Source organism: Cypionkella aquatica, assembly GCF_030161095.1.
GTDB lineage: Bacteria > Pseudomonadota > Alphaproteobacteria > Rhodobacterales > Rhodobacteraceae > Cypionkella > Cypionkella aquatica.
In genome coordinates this window covers 415,712-434,456 of the sequence record NZ_BSPP01000002.1, presented here as the reverse complement: position 1 = coordinate 434,456, position 18,745 = coordinate 415,712, and the positions used below count along the sequence as shown (strand labels likewise).

Below are 18,745 nucleotides of genomic sequence, written 5' to 3'. Positions count from 1 at the left end.
CGACCACAAAAACCCAAACCAAACGCAACTTTCTTAAGCAAGAACGCAGATGTGGCGATGCCTAGGAGCGGCCACATCCGCCTTCCGACGACCAAATACGAAAGGTCTTGGTTGGATGAGGAGGGAATCGCAGCATTTTTCTGGGCGTCCTGATTCCGTTCGCCCTACGCCTCACGCACCAAATCGCCTAAGTTGGGGCGCATGATGAGATCTCGGCGCACTAGGATGTATCTGATGGGGCCAAGCAGGCGACGGTTACTATACCAATCGACCCATTCGATTTTGCGCATCAATTTCCAAGGGCCGGATCTGGTTGATGCCTCAGCTTTGAAGAGACGGATGACGCATTCGGCCCAAGCATTATCATAGGCGTCAGCAACCGTGCCGACGAAAACGTCGATTTCTGCCTCGACCAAGAGATCGGTATACTTGATCGACAGGTGTTGTGATCCGCGGTCAGATTGGTCGACCAAGCTCTTACAATCCGGGTCTTTCCTTGCCAGATCACTTGCTCCAACGCATCGAGCACAAACTGCGTATTCATCGAAGTCGAGGCGCGCCAGCTGACGATCCGCCATGCAAAGACATCGATCACGAAGGCCACATAAACGGACCCAGACCATGTGGGCACATAGGTGCAATCTGAGATCTGTCACCCCGTAAGCGATGCTTGCATCGCTGTAACGGCACAGCTTGTTCGGCCGATCCGCCTTAAACAGGCGGTTCACTTTGTCATCTGGGCAAGGTTGCGAGGGGTGAGGGTTGGTCGTTATGACCTTCTTGCCCCGAACCACACCTCTGATCCCTAAACTGCGCATCAAACGCACGACTGCGCAGCGGGCAGCGTCTTCACCGTCCCGCCGCAAGACTTGCCAGATATTCCGTGCGCATAGAGCTTGCGGTGGCATCCCAGGCCGCATCGATCTTCACGTTCAGTGCATGATCCGGCTTCGCCCGGGCGAAAGTCCGGTCAGGATCATCTGCGATCGCCCCCGATCATATTAGGTCAACGGAGCGATTTGTAGAATTTTACACATCGGCTCGCCCCCCTATGTTCCGCAGTGCTCTTCCCCTCTCGCGCTTATCAAGTTGCGCTGCCGGGCAGCGAATGAAAGCAGTCATTTGCGAAACGGGCGGTCGTGCTCCCGATGCCCGCCAGCGGTTTGCTTTCAAACCGCGCGAGGGGCCACCGCAAAATACGCTGACGCTTCCTTCAGGATCTCATTGGCCTCACGGAGTTCGCGCACCTCACGCTCAAGCTCCTTGATCGTGGCTTTCTCAGCCGTCGTCTGGCTCGGCCATTCGTCATCACGTCGGGCCCGGCGCACCCAAATGCGAAGGCTGTCCGGCGAACAACCCAATTTACTAGCGATCGCCGTCAGCGCCGCAACTTTGATTTGATAATCTTCGCGGTGTCGCAGCGCCAGCCGCACCGCACGTTCGCAGAATTCAGATGAATACTGCTTCGAGGTATGTTCCAGAAGGGGCAATTCTCCGAGAGTTTTGCCCTCCAGCAAATAAGAGGCGGTTCAAACCGCCAAACGGTGCAAGCCTATGGCCCATTTGCAGCAATGCAATCGAACGATGGCGACCCCTGCACGACTCGAACGTGCGACATTCCGCTTAGAAGGCGGATGCTCTATCCAGCTGAGCTAAGGGGCCACTGGGCTGACGTTTAAACAGTCATTCGCGGTCGGGCAAGTCACCAACTGAACCGCGCAGGGTTTGCCGGAGGCTCCAACTTCTGAGTAAGATGGAGTATCCATGGAAAGACAACGAACAAGCTTTCCCCTGAAGTGCGCGAACGCGCGGTGCGTTTGGTTCTGGACAATCAGGGCCAGCATGGATTGCGCTGGCGGGCGGTCCCGTTGATCTTATTGAAGATCGGGTGCGCGCCGCAGACTCTCAATGATTGGGTCAACAAGGCTGAGGTGGATAGCAGCAAGCGGGCCTGTGTCGCTAGCGAGATGGCTGATCGCATAAAGGCACTAGAACGCGAGAACCGCGGCAGTGAAACGAGATCCTGCGCAAGGACTGCGCATATTTTGCGATGACCCCTCATGACCCCTCGCACCGTTTGAAAGCAAACCGCTGCCGGGCAGCGGGTGCTCGACCGCCGACCAAGACATGATCGCCTTCATTCGCTGACAGGCTGGGCATTGCTCAGCGATGGCCCGAGAGGGAACGATCACCGCGACAAGTACGGGGTCGGGCCGATCTGCGACATTCTGCCGATCGCCCCTGCCACCTATTAACAACATCTTGCGAAGCGTGCCGCTCCGGCGCAGCAGTCGGGCCGTGCCAAGCGGGACGAGAAGCTTCGGCCCCAAATCAAGCGTGTTTTCGATGCAAACTTGCAGGTCTACGGCGTGCCGAAGGGCTGGCGGCAGCTTCGCTGCGAGGGATTGGGCTTCGCCCGCTGCACCGTCGCCAGGTTGATGAAGGGTATGGTTTCCTGGCATTACCAAGGTCAAGCCGTAGAAGACGACGATCCCGGACAACAAACTGCCGTGCCCGCTGGACAAGGTGAACCGCCAGTTCCGCGCGCTCACGCCAAACATGCTCTGGGTCTCAGGCTTTACCTATGTCGGAGGCTGGAAAGGGTTCGTCGATGTGGCCTTCGTCGCGGGCTCTGCAGAGTTTCCGGGTCTTCCGTTCGGTCTTCAGCGACGAAAAGAAGCTATCCATCGACGAATTGTCCCAGACGTTTCCCATCCGGCTCAGCGAGCAGGTGATGCGGTTATCGACTAGAAAGCTCTGGAAATGCTCGCTGGTGTATTGCGCCCCCTGATCCGAATGATGGAGAAGCGCGTCGGCCCTGCTGCGTCGCCAGACGGCCATCATCAGTGCCTCCATGACCAGCGCTGCATCCCGGTCGGCTTTCATGGATCAGCCGACGGCGCAACGCGAAAACAGGTCCAGCGCGACCGCGACACACAGCCAGCGCTCTGTGGCGCGGTCCAGATGTAGGTGAAATCAGCCAGCCAGTTCTGGTTTGGCCAATCCGACTGGAAGTCCGGTTCGAGAATGTTGCCTGCAATCAACGTCCGCTCTCCGTCGTCCTTTGGCTTGCCATGGCGTCTGGGCTGCGCCCGCAACACATTGATCCGTATCACTTGATCGATCTGGTGAAGTCCACAGGCCCAGGCCTTCTTCAGGAGCATCGCGTCATAGGTCCGGTCGCTGGCCTTGAAGCTCGTCACGAATGCCGTGAAGAGCTTGGCGTCTTGGATTTCGTGCGCAATGGTCGGGCGGGTGAGCTAGGCGTGGAAGCCGGAGCGCTAGACTTCTAGGACCTCGAAATGCCAGCTGACCGGCCACATATGGCAGCGTTTGGCGATGAAGGCAAACCTCACAACGCCTCTCACGCGAAAAAAAGCGGCCGCCTTTTTGATGATATCACAAGCCACAAGCAGACGTGCGGCCTCTTTCTTCAGCGCTGAAATCTCCGCCAGATCGGCCCCATCTGCCCATTTCCGGGAAAGGTCGTGGCCGGAATCGCGGTCAGTTCCCGCATCCAGCGGCGCAGAACGCCTTGGGCGAAATCAAGGTCACGCGCGGGCCTGCACCTCTGCAACTCCCCACTCTGTCACAAGCCTGACGGTTTCGATCTTGAACTCGCGGCTGACGTTCCGTCTCGTCACATCCACCCTCAATTTCATTGGTCAGTATCTTATCTTCGTATCCACGAAACCGGCGGCATGCCACAGGGGTTCAATCATAGCTGCTAGGCCTTCACTTTTCAGCTCGCACAATCGATCAGCTCGAGATCAAAATATCCAAGGCCATCCGAGAGCATTGCGGGCATGTCACCGTCTTGATCAAGGAAGTCACACCACTGGTTGCGCCAGTGCGCCGACTGGCCGTGACGATCTGTGAGGTAGCGCATGGCTGTGATGGCGATGGGATCGACCGTTTCGCGCGCCTCGCATTGGTTTGCCGCGCCCTCCGAACATGTGGGTGGACGCCTGTGCGATGATCGGCATGATCCGTCAGAGCACAAGGCATTGCCGACTGTGGCGATCCAGAGCCGTGGCAAGTCGAAGTGACCTTCGCCCGCGCTGATCCGCAGGCCTGCATCGGTCGTGTCGATGAAAGCCAGCAGTTGTCTGTCGGCATCGGTCACCGGAGGACATGCGGGCGAAGCTTTGCGGCATAGCCAGCGGCCGTTTCCGCCGACACTTTGCGCTGGCGCGGAACGGGTGCTTGCGTGCCATGTTGGTCCAGCACGACCCGCAGTCTGATTTCGGGCGCTTTGCGCGGGCCAGCATCCTTAATCAAAACGCAGTTTTCCTTGATCCCATCTGACCGCGCAGCAGCTTCCTCCGCTGCTTCTATCCAGCCCATCTACGGCCAGTTGCGCAACGCCTCCGTCACGTTCTGACCTTTTCAAAACTTGCGGAAGCGCAACCTCCTCGACCGCGCGCCGATTTCAAGGCAGAGCTTCAGAAAGCGGGGATCACGACACCGCCTTGCCGCTCCGCCAAAGTATCCGGCCTCGTCGAGCGCGCCCTTCGCCGACTTCACTCTTGTCGTTGCCATGACGACCTCCATGCAATTGTCTAAGCACTTGCATGGCATCCATGACCGGGCCTGATCGACGGAAGATGCTGATTTTGTTAAGTAGCTCCACCTTCAGCACGGATCAAAGAAGCGGAATAATCTGATTAGAATTCAGGTGCTCTATCCAGTTGAGCTACTGGACCGTATTTTCGTGGTAGCGGTTCGGAAAACGGTTCGCAACATGCCGCCACTTACATAACCAGTTGTCTTTGCGCCTTTATACCATCTGCACAAATAGGCGAAGCCTGTTGCCCGTCTGCTCCGCCCAAATTGCATATAGCGCTTTACACGCCCCTGCGTGATGGGCCGACCAGATCGCAGCTACGTAAGCTTGCGCGTCATGTAAACCGAGTTCGGATCGAGGGTGTAGCCCTCAAACGGCGGGCAATCTTCGAAGCCTGCTTTATAGTATAATGCGCGAGCGGCGACGAAGGTGGGTTGCACGCCCGTTTCCAGCGACAGCCGGCTTAGCCCAGCGGCTTTGGCTTGTGCCACCAGATGATCCAACATCACCCGCGACAGGCCCCTGCCCCGCGCTTCGGTCAGAACATGCATGGATTTGATCTCAGCGTGGTCTGCGTCAATGCGTTTGAAGGCGCCCATTGCCAAGGGTTTGCCCGCATCGCGCAGCACGAAGAAATCCACGGCTGGTATCGCAAGCTGAGACGCGTCCATCATATGGATGCTTTCTTGTGGGGTATCAGCATGCATATCAGCGGTGTGGCGCTGCATCAGCAGCGCCAGATCTGCGCCCAATGGGCTTTCCTTGGCTATGGCAATGCTCATTCCGCGCCCATCATATTGGTGCCGTTGACCAACATGGCGCCGGTCGCGGTCGCTTCCAATTCCCAGACCAAAGCGCCATCGGCACCTGGTTTGGCCATAGCTTCAGCCATCCCCAGCATCGGTTCCATCTCTTGCATGCCCATTTCCGGAGGGCTGGCTTTCAGCGCTTCCTTGATCGCATCCAGCCCTTTCAGCGTGACGGTCGCCTTGCCAACCGGCAACGGCGATGCTGGGCCAACAGTCATCGCGCCCTCAAATCCCAAAGTATAAGCCGGAGCAGTCGCCCCCCCCGGTGCAACGCTGATGTCAACCACGCCATCGGGCAACAAAGCCGCCAACATTTGCGCCTCAAACTCCGGGCCGGGCGGGGTGCCTGCTGGCAAATCCAGCAAACCCAAAGCAAGCCGGGCCGCTGAGGCAAGATCAAATTTCGACACCGCAAAGTCAAAGCTCAGATCGGACGGCACCAGCGGGGCCGCGAAAGGCGGCAGCAAACCTTCTGGCATGGTCAAGCCGGTCAGCGTGAAAGCCTCGCGGAACTTGCCATCCGTCACAGCGCCATTCATATCGATCACCACACCGGCTTCATCCAAACCAAACTCACCAACCGGCGAATTCACCGAGATATCCGTATAAGCCATTGTAGCGTTTAGATTTTCAAAAAACGGCAAAGCGCTTTGCAATTGGGTTTTCAAACCTGCCTTGTCGGCCTCGATCAGCGCGGCATCCGGGTGGGCGACAAACCAAGCCAACAATCCGTACAGTGCGGCCGGTTTATAGCCCTTCAACTTGGCGGTGCCACTGGCTGCGGCCATCGTCGCAGTCACGTTCATCGGCGCAGCACCCTCGCCCATCGGCATTGTCATCGCATACTGAGTGTTGCTGGCCGAGGTGGTGATCTGGCCGTCGACGCCCATCGTGGCCGCAACGGCAGTGCCATCCAACGTCAGGCTGTCCTGCGAGACTTTGATGGCAATTTCGCCCAAAGTCGGGTCGGTCTGGGTCTGCTCCGACGTCATATCCGACGCTTCAAAATGATACTCGCTCGAATCCCCCAATGCCTCATCGAAGGTGCCTGAAAGCTGAACCGAGCCATATTCCGTCTTTGTCGACATCATACCGGGCATCGCGTAGGCCAGCGAAACCGGTTGATCCAACGCGTAATCCCATGTGCCGTCTTCGTTATCCGTCAGCGTCAGCACCAGCGGCGTCACCGAAGCTGTCAACCCTTGCGCCGGGATCTTGGCGACAAGCGGCGCAGGGTCGATGGTGACCTCATAGGTGTCACCGTCAACCGCCACAGCAACCACGCCTTCGGTGGTGCCAAGGTAGTTTTGAAAGGTGGCCGTCAAAGCGGCAGCACCTTCAGGCGTGGCTTCGGCAGCGGCAAATGTCGCGCAAAGGCTAAGTGGCAATGCAATGATGGAAGAATAGCGCATGGTGAAACCTTTCATATAAGAAGAAAACGAGGCGAGAAATCGCCTGAAACTGGTCACAACTGGTAAAGGGTTAGTGCGTCCAGACACCGCGGCGATCAGTGGCAAAATTCTCGCCGTACCCGCGCTGACGGATCATAGGCTTTCGCTTCTGCGGCTCTGTCACGTCAAATTCAATAGCATTTGCAACGGCATATGCCTCGGCCTCTGCGCGGCTCTCAAAGCGCAGCTTGACCTGCGCTTGAGTGTCCGACGAACTTGTCCAGCCCATCAGGGGATCAACCTCGCGCGCAGAAGCAGGGGCAAATTCCAACACCCAAGTGGTGGTCTTCGCGGTACCGGACTGCATGGCAGTCTTCGCTGGCTGATAGATGCGGGCGCGCATGTTAAAAACTCCCTAAGCGTTGGGTCAAGTTTATTCAGAAATTGGCGGGAAAACGCAAGCCCGGAAGGGTGCTGTCGATTGATCGCGAGGGGTGTGGGTGGGGTGTGTGGCGTGATCAACCGACAGCGAGTTTGCTGCTTGCCAGCCAAGATTGCCCCAGCATTTGATGAAAAACAACTATCAATTGCATTTCTGCGTCGAGTTTTCGTTAAAATTGCGCGATCTTTATTCACTTTACCGCAAGATAGGTTAACAACCGCCGACCCCACCCCTTCCCCGTGAACAAAAACGGAATAGATTGGAGACTGCCGGAAAATCGCAGAAGGGAATCACTGTGCCCCACAACAACATGAACGCCCTGTCCGAGCGCCCCGACGTGCTGACCCGCCCCAAACTGGAAGGCGGGCGGCGCTTTGTGCTGAAAACCCAGTTTGAAGCGGCGGGCGATCAGCCCACCGCGATTGCCGAACTGTCGCGGGGCGTTTTGCAGGGCGAACATGATCAGGTGCTGTTGGGCGCAACTGGCACCGGCAAAACCTTCACCATGGCGAAAGTGATCGAACAGACCCAACGCCCGGCAATCATCTTGGCGCCCAACAAGACCTTGGCAGCGCAATTATACGGTGAATTCAAGGGCTTCTTCCCCGATAACGCCGTTGAGTATTTCGTAAGCTACTACGACTACTATCAGCCCGAAGCCTATGTTGCCCGCACCGATACCTTCATCGAGAAGGAATCCCAGATCAACGAACAAATTGACCGGATGCGCCACTCGGCCACCCGGGCGTTGCTGGAGCGTGACGATGTTATCATCGTGGCCTCGGTGTCCTGCATTTATGGCATCGGCTCGGTGGAAACCTATTCGGCGATGACACAGGATCTGCTGGTTGGTCAAAGCTATGATCAACGGCAGGTTTTGGGCGAATTGGTGGCGCAGGCCTACAAGCGTAATGATCAGGCGTTTCAGCGTGGATGCTTCCGGGTGCGTGGGGATTCGGTCGAGGTTTGGCCGGCCCACCTTGAAGACCGTGCGTGGCGATTCTCGTTTTTTGGCGAGGAGTTAGAGGCGATTATCGAATTTGACCCGTTGACCGGGGCGAAAACCGACACCTTCAAGCAAATCCGCATCTATGCCAATTCGCACTATGTCACGCCACGCCCGACGATGAATCAGGCGGTGATCGGCATCAAAAAGGAACTGCGCCAGACGTTGGATCTGATGGTGTCGCAGGGCAAGCTTCTGGAAGCGCAGCGGCTGGAACAGCGCACTTCGTTCGATCTGGAAATGCTGGAGGCAACCGGCGTGTGCAACGGCATTGAGAACTATTCGCGCTACTTGACGGGCCGCGCACCGGGAGAGCCGCCGCCGACCTTGTTTGAATTCATCCCTGACAATGCCATTGTTTTCGCTGATGAATCTCACGTTTCAGTGCCACAAATCGGTGGCATGTATAAGGGCGACTTCAGGCGCAAGATGACCTTGGCCGAGCATGGCTTCCGCCTGCCTTCCTGCATGGACAACCGCCCCCTGAAGTTTGAGGAATGGGATGCGATGCGCACCCAAACCGTGTTCGTCTCGGCCACACCAGCCGCTTGGGAGATGGAACAGACTGGGGGTGTGTTCACCGAACAGGTGATCCGCCCGACCGGCCTGATTGACCCACAGATCGAAATTCGCCCCGTCGATATGCAGGTCGATGACCTGCTGGACGAGATTCGTCGCGTTGCCGCTTTGGGCCTGCGGATTTTGGTGACGACCTTGACCAAGCGCATGGCCGAAGATCTGACCGAATATTTCCACGAACAGGGCATCCGCATCCGCTATATGCACTCTGACATCGACACCATTGAACGGATTGAAATCCTGCGGGATTTGCGGCTGGGCGCGTTCGATGTTCTGGTCGGCATCAACCTTCTGCGCGAAGGCTTGGATATTCCAGAATGTGGTCTCGTGGCGATTCTCGACGCCGATAAAGAAGGCTTTCTGCGATCAGAAACCTCATTGATTCAGACTATTGGACGGGCCGCGCGCAACTCGGAGGGCCGGGTGATCATGTATGCCGACCGCATCACTGGCAGCATGGAGCGCGCGATGGGCGAGACCAATCGGCGCCGTGAAAAGCAGATAGCCTACAACACATTGCACGGCATCACGCCAACCACGATCAAGAAAAACGTCGAAGATGTCTTGCTTGGCATCTACCAAGGCGACACCGACCAAGCCCGCGTCACGGCCAAGATCGACAAGCCGCTGCTGGGCAACAATCTCGCCAGCCATCTGGATGCGCTGCGTCTGGCAATGCGCAAAGCTGCCGAGAATCTGGAGTTTGAAGAGGCCGCACGCCTGCGCGATGAGGTAAAACGGCTAGAGGCGGTAGAGCTGACCATTGCAGATGATCCTTTGGCGCGGCAGTCGGTGGTCGAGGAAGCGGTTGAAGACGCTGTGAAAATGTCTGGCCGCTCAACTGGGGGCCGCGCCGGGATGCGTGGTGGTAAAGCGCGGCGGCGGAAATAAGTCAATCGGTTCGGTCAGCTGACCGTCTTGCTCTGGTCTGGTATCATCAGCCGGTCGCACTGTGACGATCATGCTGCGCCGCTGGTCCCGATTAGCAGGGTTGCGCAAGATTTCTGCAGGCAGCCGACGCTTGACAAAAACACGTCGCGCTTGAAGCCGCAGCATAGTTTCAGCCTGATTGCTGCGCAAACGTGCGCTTGGCTGGAAAAACCCATACCGCACTTGATCCGTCCGCGCCTGCAACTGCGTGATCTGCGGCTTTAGCTGAGCATATTCTTCGACAGGCTCCATGCGATCCTCCTTGTTTGACAAGTTTCGCACAGATTTCTTTAGCAACACTTAACACTAGAACGATGCCAGAACCTCATACATCACCGGCTCAAACCCTTTGCAAAACGTATGGATAACACGGTTCCGTTCGCGCATTTCCGGGCTGCGCAGCATCGCCTGATAATCCTCGCGCCGGTGCCATTTTGAGTAGTTGCACACCCGCGTCATCGCATCATTCATATGCAGACCCGCACCGATAAACCCAGGTTGATGCTGAATAAATTCGTCATAAGCCAGCTGTAAAGCCTCGATCAAATCATGGGCGGTGGCCGGGGTCATCTCGAAGGTGGTGATGACAGTTTGGCCTTGGAAACTGGCGGAGATTTCGGTCATGGCTTGCTCCTTTTACCCAACGCTATGGCGCGCGGGCGAGTCGGGCAAGGGGTTGGCAGCGGGCCGGATTCGCGGCATTGTAGGCAGCAACAGAAAAGGCGCGTGATATGAAGATCTTAGACCCGAATGATCCGTTTTTTGACAAAGCCTGGGTGCGCTGGCTGACATCGGTGCTGCCGATGATCTGGGGTTTGGTCGAATTCTATTTCAACAGCCCTGGATGGGGAATTTTGTTTTTTGTTGCAGGGGGTTACGCGTTTTGGAAACTGATCATCACCCGCGCGGACACCGAATAGAGCCGCGCATCTCGCCGCTGTCGCCTTTCAGGCTATTTTCGTTGAGTTTACAACCAGTTACCTCGGGGATCAGGGTGATTATCTGGGCGCGGATGTCGTCGTGTTCGCCGCGATGCGCGAAGCCAAGGCGGATCACTTCGACCCGTTTTTCTGTATAATAAACAGCATATTGGCGGCCATTTCGGGTGACATCGGCCCGACTGGCGCCGAAGAATTCCGGGGCGGGTTGCGCGCCACAGCCGGCAATTAGCAAAAGTGAGATAAGAGCTTTCATTTCAACAGCTTGACGGCTTTCGGTTAACAAAATGTTAACCACCCAACAAACGGCCATATATGGGCAAGATCGCGGCCATACGCTTACGTTAACCTTTTGTTGTCAGGATCGGCGTAAAAGGAGTTCAGCCGATGCCCGATATTGCCAAAATGACCCCACGCCAGCGGTCGCATTTCACCTATCTGATGGATGTGATGCTGCGGCTGGAATGGGATTTCCACAATGCCATCCGATCCAACGGCCGCGTGCCGCTGGCTTGGGAAGAGATCGCCCGCGAAACACCGCATCAGATCAAGGAAAAGATCACGCTTGATCTGGATAAAGACGTGTTGAAATTCTTCAAAGCCATGGGAAAGGGCCACGGACCACGGATCAATGCGGTGCTGAAAAACTTTATGCATGCGCGGCTTTCCGGCGTGGTCGAAGGTTCGGAAACGCTGGCAAGCTATCAACGCGATGCGGCGCGCAACGCGGGCGCGCGGCCCGCCTTTGGTGAGATCGCGCGGATGCTGGGCGAAGAACCCGAACCGGAACCTGAGCGCAAAGAGACCACGCCGGAACTGGTAGACCGGGTGATGCGGCTGTTGGGGAAAGGCTGACGGCGGATTGTTGCGCGGCTGGCGACGGGGTGGGAACGGATCGGCGGTTGCTGCGTTTGCAGGCATCAACAGCTGAAAGTGAGGAAGCCGATGTCGATCAAATCATTCATGCTTGTCGGAGTCGCCGCGTTCGGACTATCCGGCTGCCTTGCCAGTGACGCCGAGCGCGGTCTGGCTGGCGCGGCTGGCGGTGCAGTTATCGCAGGGGCCACCGGCGGCAATGCCGTGACGGGCGCAGTTATCGGCGGCGCAGGTGGGTATTTCTGCCGCGACCTGAACGTGCCGGGTTGCCGGAATAAGTAAGGCATCCGGCTGTCACTGGGCAGCGCCAAGCACCCAAAACAGCAGGGTTGATCAGAATTAGGTTTTAACCCCGTGTTACAGGCGCGCGGGTTGAAACTTAATTATGATCTGCCGGGCAAAAAATATTTGGCAGCAGTGCACCAATTGCCTACCAAATGCCCGATACAACCATTCATCTTTCAAATATCTTTGTCTTTTGCGGGTTTATTTGGATCCCGCAATCTCATGAAATCCATCGCTTGCTGCATGGTTTCGCTGATATAGATGTTTTTTCCAGCCAACTGCGCTTTGGCTATCAACTCATACATAAGTCGCGCTTCATGAACGGGGGAATGATAATCAATCGTTTCAATACGCGCGAGGGCGATTTCATCAGAGACAATCGTGTCGTCATACCCATTCACATAGCGGGTCGAAAAGAACGTGAAGCCAACCAGCGCAAGGCGCGACACTGGCGCATGAAGAAAAAATTCAGCGCAGATCATGCCGGTGCTGGCAGCATGACCCGCAAGCTGTTTTGACACGGTCACGTATTTATGCACCGGAACGATCCGCATCTGGGCAACCGAGCGGAATTTTTCTTCAAGCTGAAGCGTGGCAAGGAAAGCCCGCCGCTTCAACGTCCTGTGAACAATGGTTTTTACCCCGGCTACGCGCAGATCCTCTGCGGTAACTGGCTTGGTCGCCCCGCGAAAGCTGTGGAAAAGAACGTCGCAGCGAAGGGGATTGCTGACTTGGCCGTTGATTTCTGTGTGAATGGCGTTGTTCATTTTAACGATGATGTCAAAGCCTGCAACATCCAAAGCTTGAAGATCGAGATGAGCAGAAGCCGCCGGGCCGATCACCAGCACGCTTTTGTTCAGAAAATCGTTTGGATTAAGGGCATAGCTATCGCCCAATCGGCGATACAGGGCATTGTAGACCAATGACTGCAAAATACGCGGGCAGTATTTGGCCACAAAATATCGAAGTCGATTTTCCATCAAAATCCCATCGAATCTGCTATCAGGGATGTAGTGCGACGCGGCCCTGAGTAAAGTGTTTTGCGCACACAGCCTATGGGTGTTGTTGGATGGAAGATGCGAACGGATCAGAATGTGATCCACGCTTTTCAGACATTTGATAGGCGACACTTCACGGTGAACTCTGCCCGCGGCGTTTGCGGGCGGCATTGCGGAAACAAGGTGTCAGTTGTCATGATCAACGGCGCGGGTGGGTATTTCTGCCGCGATCTGGATGTGCCGGAATAGCTGAGGTTTGGGGCAATTTGACCCAGTTCTTAGGTTGCAGGTTGCGGTTTATCGCACCACTTTCTTGCGTTCTGTGGGTAGAACTCTACCCTAGGTTTTCTAACATCTAAAACCAATTCATCATATAAACTTGCCGCCCATCCTGCACTGGGTGGGCAGGCGAGTGGTTTCACCATTCTCTTTCGCCCATCCGCGTTGAAAAAGGACAGCCTTAGCTGTCCATTTTCAAAGCGCTGATAAACGCTTCCTGCGGAATCTCCACCTTGCCAAACTGGCGCATCCGCTTTTTCCCGGCCTTCTGCTTCTCCAGCAGTTTCTTCTTCCGGGAGGCGTCGCCGCCGTAGCATTTGGCGGTCACGTCTTTGCGCATGGCGGACAGGGTTTCGCGGGCGATCACCCGGGCACCAATCGCCGCCTGAATCGGGATTTTGAACATGTGGCGCGGGATCAGGTCTTTCAGCTTTTCAACCATGGCGCGGCCGCGCATCTCGGCACGATCACGGTGGACCATCATCGACAGCGCATCAACGGGCTCTTCGTTGACAAGAATCGACATTTTGACAAGGAAATCTTCACGATATTCTGAAATCGTATAGTCGAAGGAGGCATAGCCCTGCGTGACCGATTTCAGGCGGTCGTAGAAATCGAACACCACCTCGGCCAGCGGAAGATCGTAGACCACCATTGCCCGCGACCCGGCATAGGACAGGTCCATCTGGATGCCGCGGCGGTCTTGGCACAGCTTCAGCACGTCGCCGAGGTAATCATCGGGGACCATGATCGTGGCCTTGATCCGAGGTTCCTCGATATGGTCCACAAAGGTCAGGTCGGGCATGTCTGCCGGATTGTGCAGATCCTGCACGGTGCCGTCTTTCATATGCAGCTTGAACACAACCGAGGGGGCTGTGGTGATCAGGTCGATGTCATATTCACGCTCTAGCCGGTCACGGATGACTTCAAGGTGCAGCAGGCCCAAAAAGCCACAGCGGAAGCCGAAGCCGAGGGCGGCAGAGGTTTCCATCTCGGTGCTGAACGAGGCGTCGTTGAGGGAAAGTTTCTCAATCGCGTCGCGCAGGTTTTCAAATTCGGCGGCATCAACCGGGAACAAGCCACAGAATACGACGGGCTGGGCGGGTTTGAAGCCCGGCAATGCCTCGGTGCAGCCTTTGCGTTCGTGGGTGATGGTGTCGCCCACGCGGGTGTCGCGGACCTGTTTGATGCTTGCGGTGAAAATGCCGATCTCGCCCGGGCCAAGTTCAGCGATATCAACCATTTGCGGCTTGAGCACCGATAGTTTGTCGATGCCATAGACGGCATTGGTCTGCATCATCCGAACGCGGTCGCCCTTTTTGACGGTGCCATCCATGACGCGGATCATCACGACAACGCCAAGATAGGCGTCATACCAGCTGTCCACCAGCATGGCTTTCAGCGGCGCATTGGGGTCGCCTTTGGGTGGCGGCAGGCGGGTGACGATGGCTTCCAGCACGTCGGGGATGCCGAGGCCGGATTTGGCCGAAATCAGCACGGCATCGCTGGCATCAAGGCCGATCACGTCTTCGATTTGTTGGCGGATGCGGTCAGGCTCGGCGGCAGGAAGGTCGATCTTGTTCAGGACCGGAACGATTTCATGTCCGGCATCGAGGGCTTGGTAGACGTTGGCCAGCGTTTGCGCTTCCACACCTTGGCTTGCATCGACGACCAGCAGCGAGCCTTCCACGGCCCGCATCGAGCGGCTGACTTCATAGGCGAAGTCGACGTGTCCGGGGGTGTCTATCAGGTTCAGGATGTAGGTCTTGCCATCCTTCGCCGGATATTCGATCCGCACCGTGTTGGCCTTGATGGTGATGCCGCGCTCGCGCTCGATATCCATGCTGTCCAGCATCTGCGCCTTCATATCGCGCGCAGCCACCGTGCCGGTCATCTGGATGAGCCGGTCGGCGAGGGTGGATTTACCGTGGTCGATATGGGCCACGATGGAGAAGTTGCGGATGAGATCAAGCTGGGTCATGCGCGCGATATAGCGGGTTTGCGGCAGGGCGGGAAGGGGCTTGTAGCCAGTGGCGCGTGTCCACGCGTGGACAGAGATCGGTGAGTATATATTTCAATGACTTACAGCCTTCCCTTCAGGAATTATTAGGAACTTTCGCCGTTTTCGCTGCCACCATGGCGGCATCCGCTGCGCCCCGGTCTTGCGCTGTTTCAACCGGACGATTGGCGGAAAGCTGCTGAGCGCACCAACTTCTTGAAAAACTGTGCACGGCGCGCTAAACTCGGTGGCAGATAATGATCCACGGCTGAGGGAAATCCGGTCGTGGGCGGGCAGAGGCAGAGCAATGATGAAACCAATTCTATGGGCGGTCAGCCTGTGTGTGGCGCTTCCGGTGATGGGCAGCTTTGCCCATGCGGGGGCGATTGAAAATGCGTGCAACCGGTCGGATCGCAAGGCGTCCAACCGGCAGCTGTGTGGCTGTATCCAGCAAGTCGCGGACCAGACCTTGCGCGGCGCGGATCAACGGCGGGCGGCGTCGTTTTTCAAAGACCCTGAGAAGGCGCATAAGGTCTGGATGTCGAAATCCAACGGCGATGATGCGTTTTGGGAGCGTTACAAGGCGTTCAGCGCACAGGCTCAGGTCTATTGCGGCGGCTGAACGGTCCGATCGGCGACGGGGTGGGGTGTAACCCCACCCTAAGACAGGGTCAGGGTCTTGAAACTGCGCCGAAGCGATAGTTCTTCGCGTGGTCAGGCAACTGGGTATCCGGGTGCAGGTTCGGATCTGGGATCGGAGCGCCCATCGAAAGCGTGATCGGCAACAGCCCAGCCCAGACCGGGGTTGCCAGATCCTCGGGCGGATCGGTCGGCATGCCCGTGCCGATCTTGGCCGAAGCCTCGCTGAGCGGCAGCGACAAAATTGCCGTGGCTTTCAGCTCTTGCGCGGTCATCGGGCGCAGTTGGTCCCAGCGGCCGGGGAACATCTGCTCCATCATCACACGCAAAACCTCGGCCTTTTCGGCAGGATCGGTGACAGCGCGCGCCGCGCCAAACACCATCACCGCGCGAAAATTCACCGAATGTTCCAGACCAGATCGTGCCAACACCATGGCATCGGTCAGGGTGACAGTGACGCAAACCTGCGCATCCCGTGCGGTGCGTTGCGTGCGGCTGGCTGATGAGCCGTGCCAGTAGATCTGATCGCCGATCCGCCATTGCAACGTCGGAATCACGACAGGCGCACCATCCTTGACATAGCCCACATGCGCGACCGGCATCGCATCCAGAATAGCGTCGATGGTGGCGCGGTCATAGGCGGCTTTTTCATGCATGCGGCGGGCGCGGGTGCGCTCAGAGGGGGGAGTGTTTGTCATGCGGTTCTCTGCATTGCTCTTTTTGAAATACTCCCGCCGGAGGCATCCGACAGAAGCCACAGAAGCCTCCGGCAGGGATAATTAAACCAGTATGAAAGGTTCTAGCGGAAAGCGGGGCCATGTGACCACAGGGTAAGCGACCAGCGGGTGCCGGCGGTGATCGGGGTGACGCGGTGCAGGGTGAAACTGGGGAAGATCGTGGCGGTGCCGCGCGCGCGGCTGGCTTGGGTGATATTGCTGTCGGGGCGCAGTTCCAACGTGCCACCATCATAGGCGGCGGGGTCTGAAAGTTGCACAACGATGGTCAGTTTGCGCTTGGCCGCCCATTGCCCGGCGCCGATGTCGGCATGCCAATCGAAATGCCCCATACGCTCGGCGGTGTAACGCGCGACTTGCGGGCTTTCGCCGAAATCGCTCAGATCGAACTGGAATGCTTCGCGGTTGGCTTGCGCGGTCAGCGATATCATGCGGTCCATCACCCAAGCGGCCTCGGCAATATCATCAAGCCAGGCGATCTCGGCGCGGCGGATGGTGTGGGCGGTGGTGCCACCCACAAGGCCCGCGTCTTTCAGGCGGTGACCTTCGACCAAGGTGATCAGGCGGTCACATTCGTCGGGGCTGAGGGCATTGGGAAGCGAGATATGCGGAATCATGCTGACCTTACAGGCGGCGGAGGGGGGGCTGGGGGGAAGCCTCCCCCCAGCGTTGGCATCAGTTGGCGGGCATGTCCATCTTGCTGTGATCCATACCTTCCATAGCGCCCATCGCCGCCGCTTCGGGCTTGCGGGCGTTGTCGACCGGCACGTCAAGCTTTACTTCGCCCGCATGTTCAAAGGTCAGCGTCAGCGGGATGCTGTCGCCATTTTTCAGTGCTTTGCGCAGGCCCATCAGCATGATGTGATCGCCGCCACGTTGCAGGGCATGGGCTTGCAATGCGGCCACGGCAAAGCCTTCGGGCACCGCATCCATGCTCATCACGCCGTTGGATTCGGTATGGGTGTGCATCTCGACCTTTTCCGCGATGTCAGAGGCGACACCGATCAGGCGGTCATCCACATCGGCGTGGTTGATGATCTCGAAGAAAATAGCGCCAGTGGCACCAATACCGCCATTGGCGCGGGCGTAGGGGTTTTCGATATGCACGCCATCATGGGCGAAAGCGGGGGCTGCGCACAGGATCGCGGCGGCGATAAGGGATGTAAGACGCATGGTTTTTCCTTTGCGATTGATCTTTTGGGCTTGAGGGCGATCAGGCGCGAAAAGGTGGATCCCGGGCGGCAAGGTTGGGCAGCTGCGCGGTGGCGCTGGCAGGGCAGAGCCCGGGGTGAAGGGTGCGGCTTGTCGCGGGTGCTGCGGCGATCTGCAGGGGCGATTGCGGCAGGCCGCTGAAGGCTGTCGTGCAATCGGGGCAGTGATGGGCGGTGATCGGTTTGCCGGTGGCGTCAAAGGTCAGCGTGGTTTGGGCCAAGGTGCTGTCTGCGCAGATCACCATTTGATAGGCGCCCTGCATTTCGCTGTGCATCACCGCCGCACGGACCGAGGTGGCCGCAAGCGTCAGGGTCAACAGCAAGGACAGCAGCATACGGATCATGGTGTGCGGTTTAGCTGATGACCTGCGGCGGGGGAAGGCGACAGTTTGTCCGCGCAAAATTGTGTCGCCCTGCCCTATCCTGCGCATCCCATCGCGGCCCGACATGCAAAAAGACCCCGCTTGTTGCCAAGCGAGGTCTTTGCATGAACGGCGCAAGAGATCAGGCGGTGGCCTGAGCCTTGGCAATCTCTTTCTTGATCTTCAGCGCGTCGAGCGACAGATCTTCGTCCTTGGCTTTCGCCATGAACGCATCCAGACCGCCACGGTGATCAACGGTGCGCAAGGCAGCAGCCGAGATCTTCAGCGAGAAAGATTTGCCCAGAACGTCGGAAATCAGCGTCACCTGGTTCAGGTTCGGCAGGAAACGACGACGGTTTTTGTTGTTGGCGTGGCTGACAGTGTTGCCAGACATCGGGCCTTTGCCAGAGAGTTCGCAGACGCGAGACATGGTCTATTCCTTGTCAGTTTGGAAGTCAGTTTAGGACAGCGAGACACCCCCCAAACCGGGCGGCGTCTGAATTTGATTTGCGGCGTGTAAGGGGATTCCCCGGCGGCGTCAAGCGGGATGGCCGAGAAAAGCCGGGGAAAACATCAACGTCGGGGTCGTCGGTGGCGGGCGCATTGACCGGAGGCTTGGCCGGAAATTGCTGGCGCTGGCAAGGCTTTGCACCGACAACCGCCGCAATTTGGCCCGATTGCGCCAGCGTTTTGCGCAAGC

At 57.5% G+C, this 18,745-nt stretch carries 21 protein-coding genes, 1 tRNA gene and 3 pseudogenes; 6 read left to right on the top strand and 19 right to left on the bottom strand.

Going from position 1 to position 18,745, the window contains the following annotated elements; translation table 11 throughout:
* Positions 1-289: 289 nt before the first annotated feature.
* The 4 genes and pseudogenes from QQJ98_RS02765 to QQJ98_RS02755 all read right to left on the bottom strand — a co-directional run bounded on the left by QQJ98_RS02765 (position 290) and on the right by QQJ98_RS02755 (position 1,662).
* Positions 290-595, bottom strand: coding sequence for a hypothetical protein (locus QQJ98_RS02765; protein ID WP_431307784.1), 306 nt, complete (start codon positions 593-595; stop codon positions 290-292).
* A gap of 193 nt (positions 596-788) precedes the next feature.
* Positions 789-908, bottom strand: a pseudogene (locus QQJ98_RS19845) (IS3 family transposase); the annotation flags it as partial.
* Positions 909-1,169: 261 nt separating this feature from the next.
* Complete coding sequence (locus QQJ98_RS02760; RefSeq protein ID WP_431307783.1) at positions 1,170-1,490, bottom strand: transposase; 321 nt, start codon at positions 1,488-1,490, stop codon at positions 1,170-1,172.
* Between the two features lie 95 nt (positions 1,491-1,585).
* Positions 1,586-1,662: transfer RNA gene (locus tag QQJ98_RS02755), tRNA-Arg, on the bottom strand.
* Positions 1,663-2,315: 653 nt separating this feature from the next.
* Here QQJ98_RS02755 and QQJ98_RS19840 point away from each other — a divergent pair.
* A pseudogene (locus QQJ98_RS19840) lies at positions 2,316-2,432 on the top strand (hypothetical protein); the annotation flags it as partial.
* Positions 2,433-2,571: 139 nt separating this feature from the next.
* Here the strand turns inward: QQJ98_RS19840 and QQJ98_RS19835 are convergent.
* The 5 genes and pseudogenes from QQJ98_RS19835 to QQJ98_RS02720 all read right to left on the bottom strand — a co-directional run bounded on the left by QQJ98_RS19835 (position 2,572) and on the right by QQJ98_RS02720 (position 7,170).
* A pseudogene (locus QQJ98_RS19835) lies at positions 2,572-3,644 on the bottom strand (IS3 family transposase).
* A 98-nt stretch (positions 3,645-3,742) separates the two neighbouring features.
* Positions 3,743-4,126: a hypothetical protein gene (locus QQJ98_RS02735; protein WP_284323779.1), complete on the bottom strand. Its 384-nt coding sequence runs from the start codon at positions 4,124-4,126 to the stop codon at positions 3,743-3,745.
* Positions 4,127-4,884: 758 nt separating this feature from the next.
* Positions 4,885-5,349, bottom strand: a complete 465-nt coding sequence (locus tag QQJ98_RS02730; RefSeq protein WP_284323778.1) for a GNAT family N-acetyltransferase — start codon at positions 5,347-5,349, stop codon at positions 4,885-4,887.
* Complete coding sequence (locus tag QQJ98_RS02725; protein WP_284323777.1) at positions 5,346-6,788, bottom strand: hypothetical protein; 1,443 nt, start codon at positions 6,786-6,788, stop codon at positions 5,346-5,348. Before QQJ98_RS02725 ends, QQJ98_RS02730 begins: the two co-directional genes overlap by 4 nt.
* 70 nt (positions 6,789-6,858) lie before the next feature.
* Complete coding sequence (locus QQJ98_RS02720; RefSeq protein WP_284323776.1) at positions 6,859-7,170, bottom strand: ETC complex I subunit; 312 nt, start codon at positions 7,168-7,170, stop codon at positions 6,859-6,861.
* A gap of 334 nt (positions 7,171-7,504) precedes the next feature.
* On the opposite strand from QQJ98_RS02720, the gene uvrB reads away from it, so the two are divergent.
* The gene (gene uvrB / locus QQJ98_RS02715; protein WP_284323775.1) at positions 7,505-9,685 is read left to right on the top strand and encodes an excinuclease ABC subunit UvrB; all 2,181 of its coding nucleotides are present in this window, start codon (positions 7,505-7,507) and stop codon (positions 9,683-9,685) included.
* On the opposite strand, the gene QQJ98_RS02710 is transcribed toward uvrB, so the two are convergent.
* Positions 9,632-9,976, bottom strand: a complete 345-nt coding sequence (locus QQJ98_RS02710; RefSeq protein ID WP_284323774.1) for a hypothetical protein — start codon at positions 9,974-9,976, stop codon at positions 9,632-9,634. The genes uvrB and QQJ98_RS02710 overlap by 54 nt on opposite strands.
* A gap of 54 nt (positions 9,977-10,030) precedes the next feature.
* The gene (locus QQJ98_RS02705) at positions 10,031-10,348 is read right to left on the bottom strand and encodes an antibiotic biosynthesis monooxygenase family protein (protein ID WP_284323773.1); all 318 of its coding nucleotides are present in this window, start codon (positions 10,346-10,348) and stop codon (positions 10,031-10,033) included.
* Positions 10,349-10,455: 107 nt separating this feature from the next.
* On the opposite strand from QQJ98_RS02705, the gene QQJ98_RS02700 reads away from it, so the two are divergent.
* On the top strand, positions 10,456-10,644 hold the full coding sequence (locus tag QQJ98_RS02700; protein ID WP_284323772.1) for a hypothetical protein: 189 nt from the start codon (positions 10,456-10,458) through the stop codon (positions 10,642-10,644).
* On the opposite strand, the gene QQJ98_RS02695 is transcribed toward QQJ98_RS02700, so the two are convergent.
* Positions 10,622-10,918, bottom strand: coding sequence for a hypothetical protein (locus QQJ98_RS02695; protein WP_284323771.1), 297 nt, complete (start codon positions 10,916-10,918; stop codon positions 10,622-10,624). The genes QQJ98_RS02700 and QQJ98_RS02695 overlap by 23 nt on opposite strands.
* 131 nt (positions 10,919-11,049) lie before the next feature.
* Here QQJ98_RS02695 and QQJ98_RS02690 point away from each other — a divergent pair, with 131 nt between their 5' ends.
* Together QQJ98_RS02690 and QQJ98_RS02685 are read left to right on the top strand one after the other, a co-directional pair.
* Positions 11,050-11,517, top strand: coding sequence for a BrnA antitoxin family protein (locus QQJ98_RS02690; RefSeq protein WP_284323770.1), 468 nt, complete (start codon positions 11,050-11,052; stop codon positions 11,515-11,517).
* 90 nt (positions 11,518-11,607) lie between these two features.
* Complete coding sequence (locus tag QQJ98_RS02685; RefSeq protein WP_284323769.1) at positions 11,608-11,820, top strand: hypothetical protein; 213 nt, start codon at positions 11,608-11,610, stop codon at positions 11,818-11,820.
* A gap of 179 nt (positions 11,821-11,999) precedes the next feature.
* Here QQJ98_RS02685 and QQJ98_RS02680 read toward each other — a convergent pair whose 3' ends face one another.
* Both QQJ98_RS02680 and lepA read right to left on the bottom strand, forming a co-directional pair.
* Entirely contained in the window at positions 12,000-12,803 is an 804-nt protein-coding gene (locus QQJ98_RS02680; protein ID WP_284323768.1) for a hypothetical protein, read from the bottom strand.
* Between the two features lie 478 nt (positions 12,804-13,281).
* Complete coding sequence (gene lepA, locus QQJ98_RS02675; protein ID WP_284323767.1) at positions 13,282-15,081, bottom strand: translation elongation factor 4; 1,800 nt, start codon at positions 15,079-15,081, stop codon at positions 13,282-13,284.
* Positions 15,082-15,409: 328 nt separating this feature from the next.
* On the opposite strand from lepA, the gene QQJ98_RS02670 reads away from it, so the two are divergent.
* Positions 15,410-15,721, top strand: coding sequence for a hypothetical protein (locus QQJ98_RS02670; RefSeq protein ID WP_431307781.1), 312 nt, complete (start codon positions 15,410-15,412; stop codon positions 15,719-15,721).
* A gap of 49 nt (positions 15,722-15,770) precedes the next feature.
* On the opposite strand, the gene QQJ98_RS02665 is transcribed toward QQJ98_RS02670, so the two are convergent.
* The 5 genes from QQJ98_RS02665 to rpmB all read right to left on the bottom strand — a co-directional run bounded on the left by QQJ98_RS02665 (position 15,771) and on the right by rpmB (position 18,475).
* The gene (locus QQJ98_RS02665; protein ID WP_284323765.1) at positions 15,771-16,436 is read right to left on the bottom strand and encodes a pyridoxamine 5'-phosphate oxidase family protein; all 666 of its coding nucleotides are present in this window, start codon (positions 16,434-16,436) and stop codon (positions 15,771-15,773) included.
* Between the two features lie 101 nt (positions 16,437-16,537).
* Positions 16,538-17,089 (bottom strand): prolyl hydroxylase family protein, encoded by a 552-nt coding sequence (locus QQJ98_RS02660; protein ID WP_284323764.1) that lies wholly within the window; start codon positions 17,087-17,089, stop codon positions 16,538-16,540.
* Positions 17,090-17,147: 58 nt separating this feature from the next.
* Positions 17,148-17,645, bottom strand: a complete 498-nt coding sequence (locus QQJ98_RS02655) for a copper chaperone PCu(A)C (RefSeq protein ID WP_284323763.1) — start codon at positions 17,643-17,645, stop codon at positions 17,148-17,150.
* 40 nt (positions 17,646-17,685) lie between these two features.
* On the bottom strand, positions 17,686-18,027 hold the full coding sequence (locus QQJ98_RS02650) for a hypothetical protein (RefSeq protein ID WP_284323762.1): 342 nt from the start codon (positions 18,025-18,027) through the stop codon (positions 17,686-17,688).
* A 160-nt stretch (positions 18,028-18,187) separates the two neighbouring features.
* On the bottom strand, positions 18,188-18,475 hold the full coding sequence (gene rpmB, locus QQJ98_RS02645; RefSeq protein WP_284323761.1) for a 50S ribosomal protein L28: 288 nt from the start codon (positions 18,473-18,475) through the stop codon (positions 18,188-18,190).
* Positions 18,476-18,745: the final 270 nt, after the last annotated feature.

Bases quoted from the DNA above. Each gene is read 5' to 3' on its own strand.
- QQJ98_RS02720 (WP_284323776.1), bottom strand. From the start codon at position 7,170: ATGCGCGCCCGCATCTATCAGCCAGCGAAGACTGCCATGCAGTCCGGT.
- QQJ98_RS02730 (WP_284323778.1), bottom strand. From the start codon at position 5,349: ATGAGCATTGCCATAGCCAAGGAAAGCCCATTGGGCGCAGATCTGGCG.
- QQJ98_RS02660 (WP_284323764.1), bottom strand. From the start codon at position 17,089: ATGATTCCGCATATCTCGCTTCCCAATGCCCTCAGCCCCGACGAATGT.
- QQJ98_RS02725 (WP_284323777.1), bottom strand. From the start codon at position 6,788: ATGCGCTATTCTTCCATCATTGCATTGCCACTTAGCCTTTGCGCGACA.
- QQJ98_RS02695 (WP_284323771.1), bottom strand. From the start codon at position 10,918: ATGAAAGCTCTTATCTCACTTTTGCTAATTGCCGGCTGTGGCGCGCAA.
- QQJ98_RS02670 (WP_431307781.1), top strand. From the start codon at position 15,410: ATGAAACCAATTCTATGGGCGGTCAGCCTGTGTGTGGCGCTTCCGGTG.
- lepA (WP_284323767.1), bottom strand. From the start codon at position 15,081: ATGACCCAGCTTGATCTCATCCGCAACTTCTCCATCGTGGCCCATATC.
- QQJ98_RS02690 (WP_284323770.1), top strand. From the start codon at position 11,050: ATGCCCGATATTGCCAAAATGACCCCACGCCAGCGGTCGCATTTCACC.
- QQJ98_RS02710 (WP_284323774.1), bottom strand. From the start codon at position 9,976: ATGGAGCCTGTCGAAGAATATGCTCAGCTAAAGCCGCAGATCACGCAG.
- QQJ98_RS02655 (WP_284323763.1), bottom strand. From the start codon at position 17,645: ATGCGTCTTACATCCCTTATCGCCGCCGCGATCCTGTGCGCAGCCCCC.
- QQJ98_RS02705 (WP_284323773.1), bottom strand. From the start codon at position 10,348: ATGACCGAAATCTCCGCCAGTTTCCAAGGCCAAACTGTCATCACCACC.
- QQJ98_RS02665 (WP_284323765.1), bottom strand. From the start codon at position 16,436: ATGACAAACACTCCCCCCTCTGAGCGCACCCGCGCCCGCCGCATGCAT.
- QQJ98_RS02650 (WP_284323762.1), bottom strand. From the start codon at position 18,027: ATGATCCGTATGCTGCTGTCCTTGCTGTTGACCCTGACGCTTGCGGCC.
- QQJ98_RS02700 (WP_284323772.1), top strand. From the start codon at position 10,456: ATGAAGATCTTAGACCCGAATGATCCGTTTTTTGACAAAGCCTGGGTG.
- QQJ98_RS02680 (WP_284323768.1), bottom strand. From the start codon at position 12,803: ATGGAAAATCGACTTCGATATTTTGTGGCCAAATACTGCCCGCGTATT.
- rpmB (WP_284323761.1), bottom strand. From the start codon at position 18,475: ATGTCTCGCGTCTGCGAACTCTCTGGCAAAGGCCCGATGTCTGGCAAC.
- QQJ98_RS02685 (WP_284323769.1), top strand. From the start codon at position 11,608: ATGTCGATCAAATCATTCATGCTTGTCGGAGTCGCCGCGTTCGGACTA.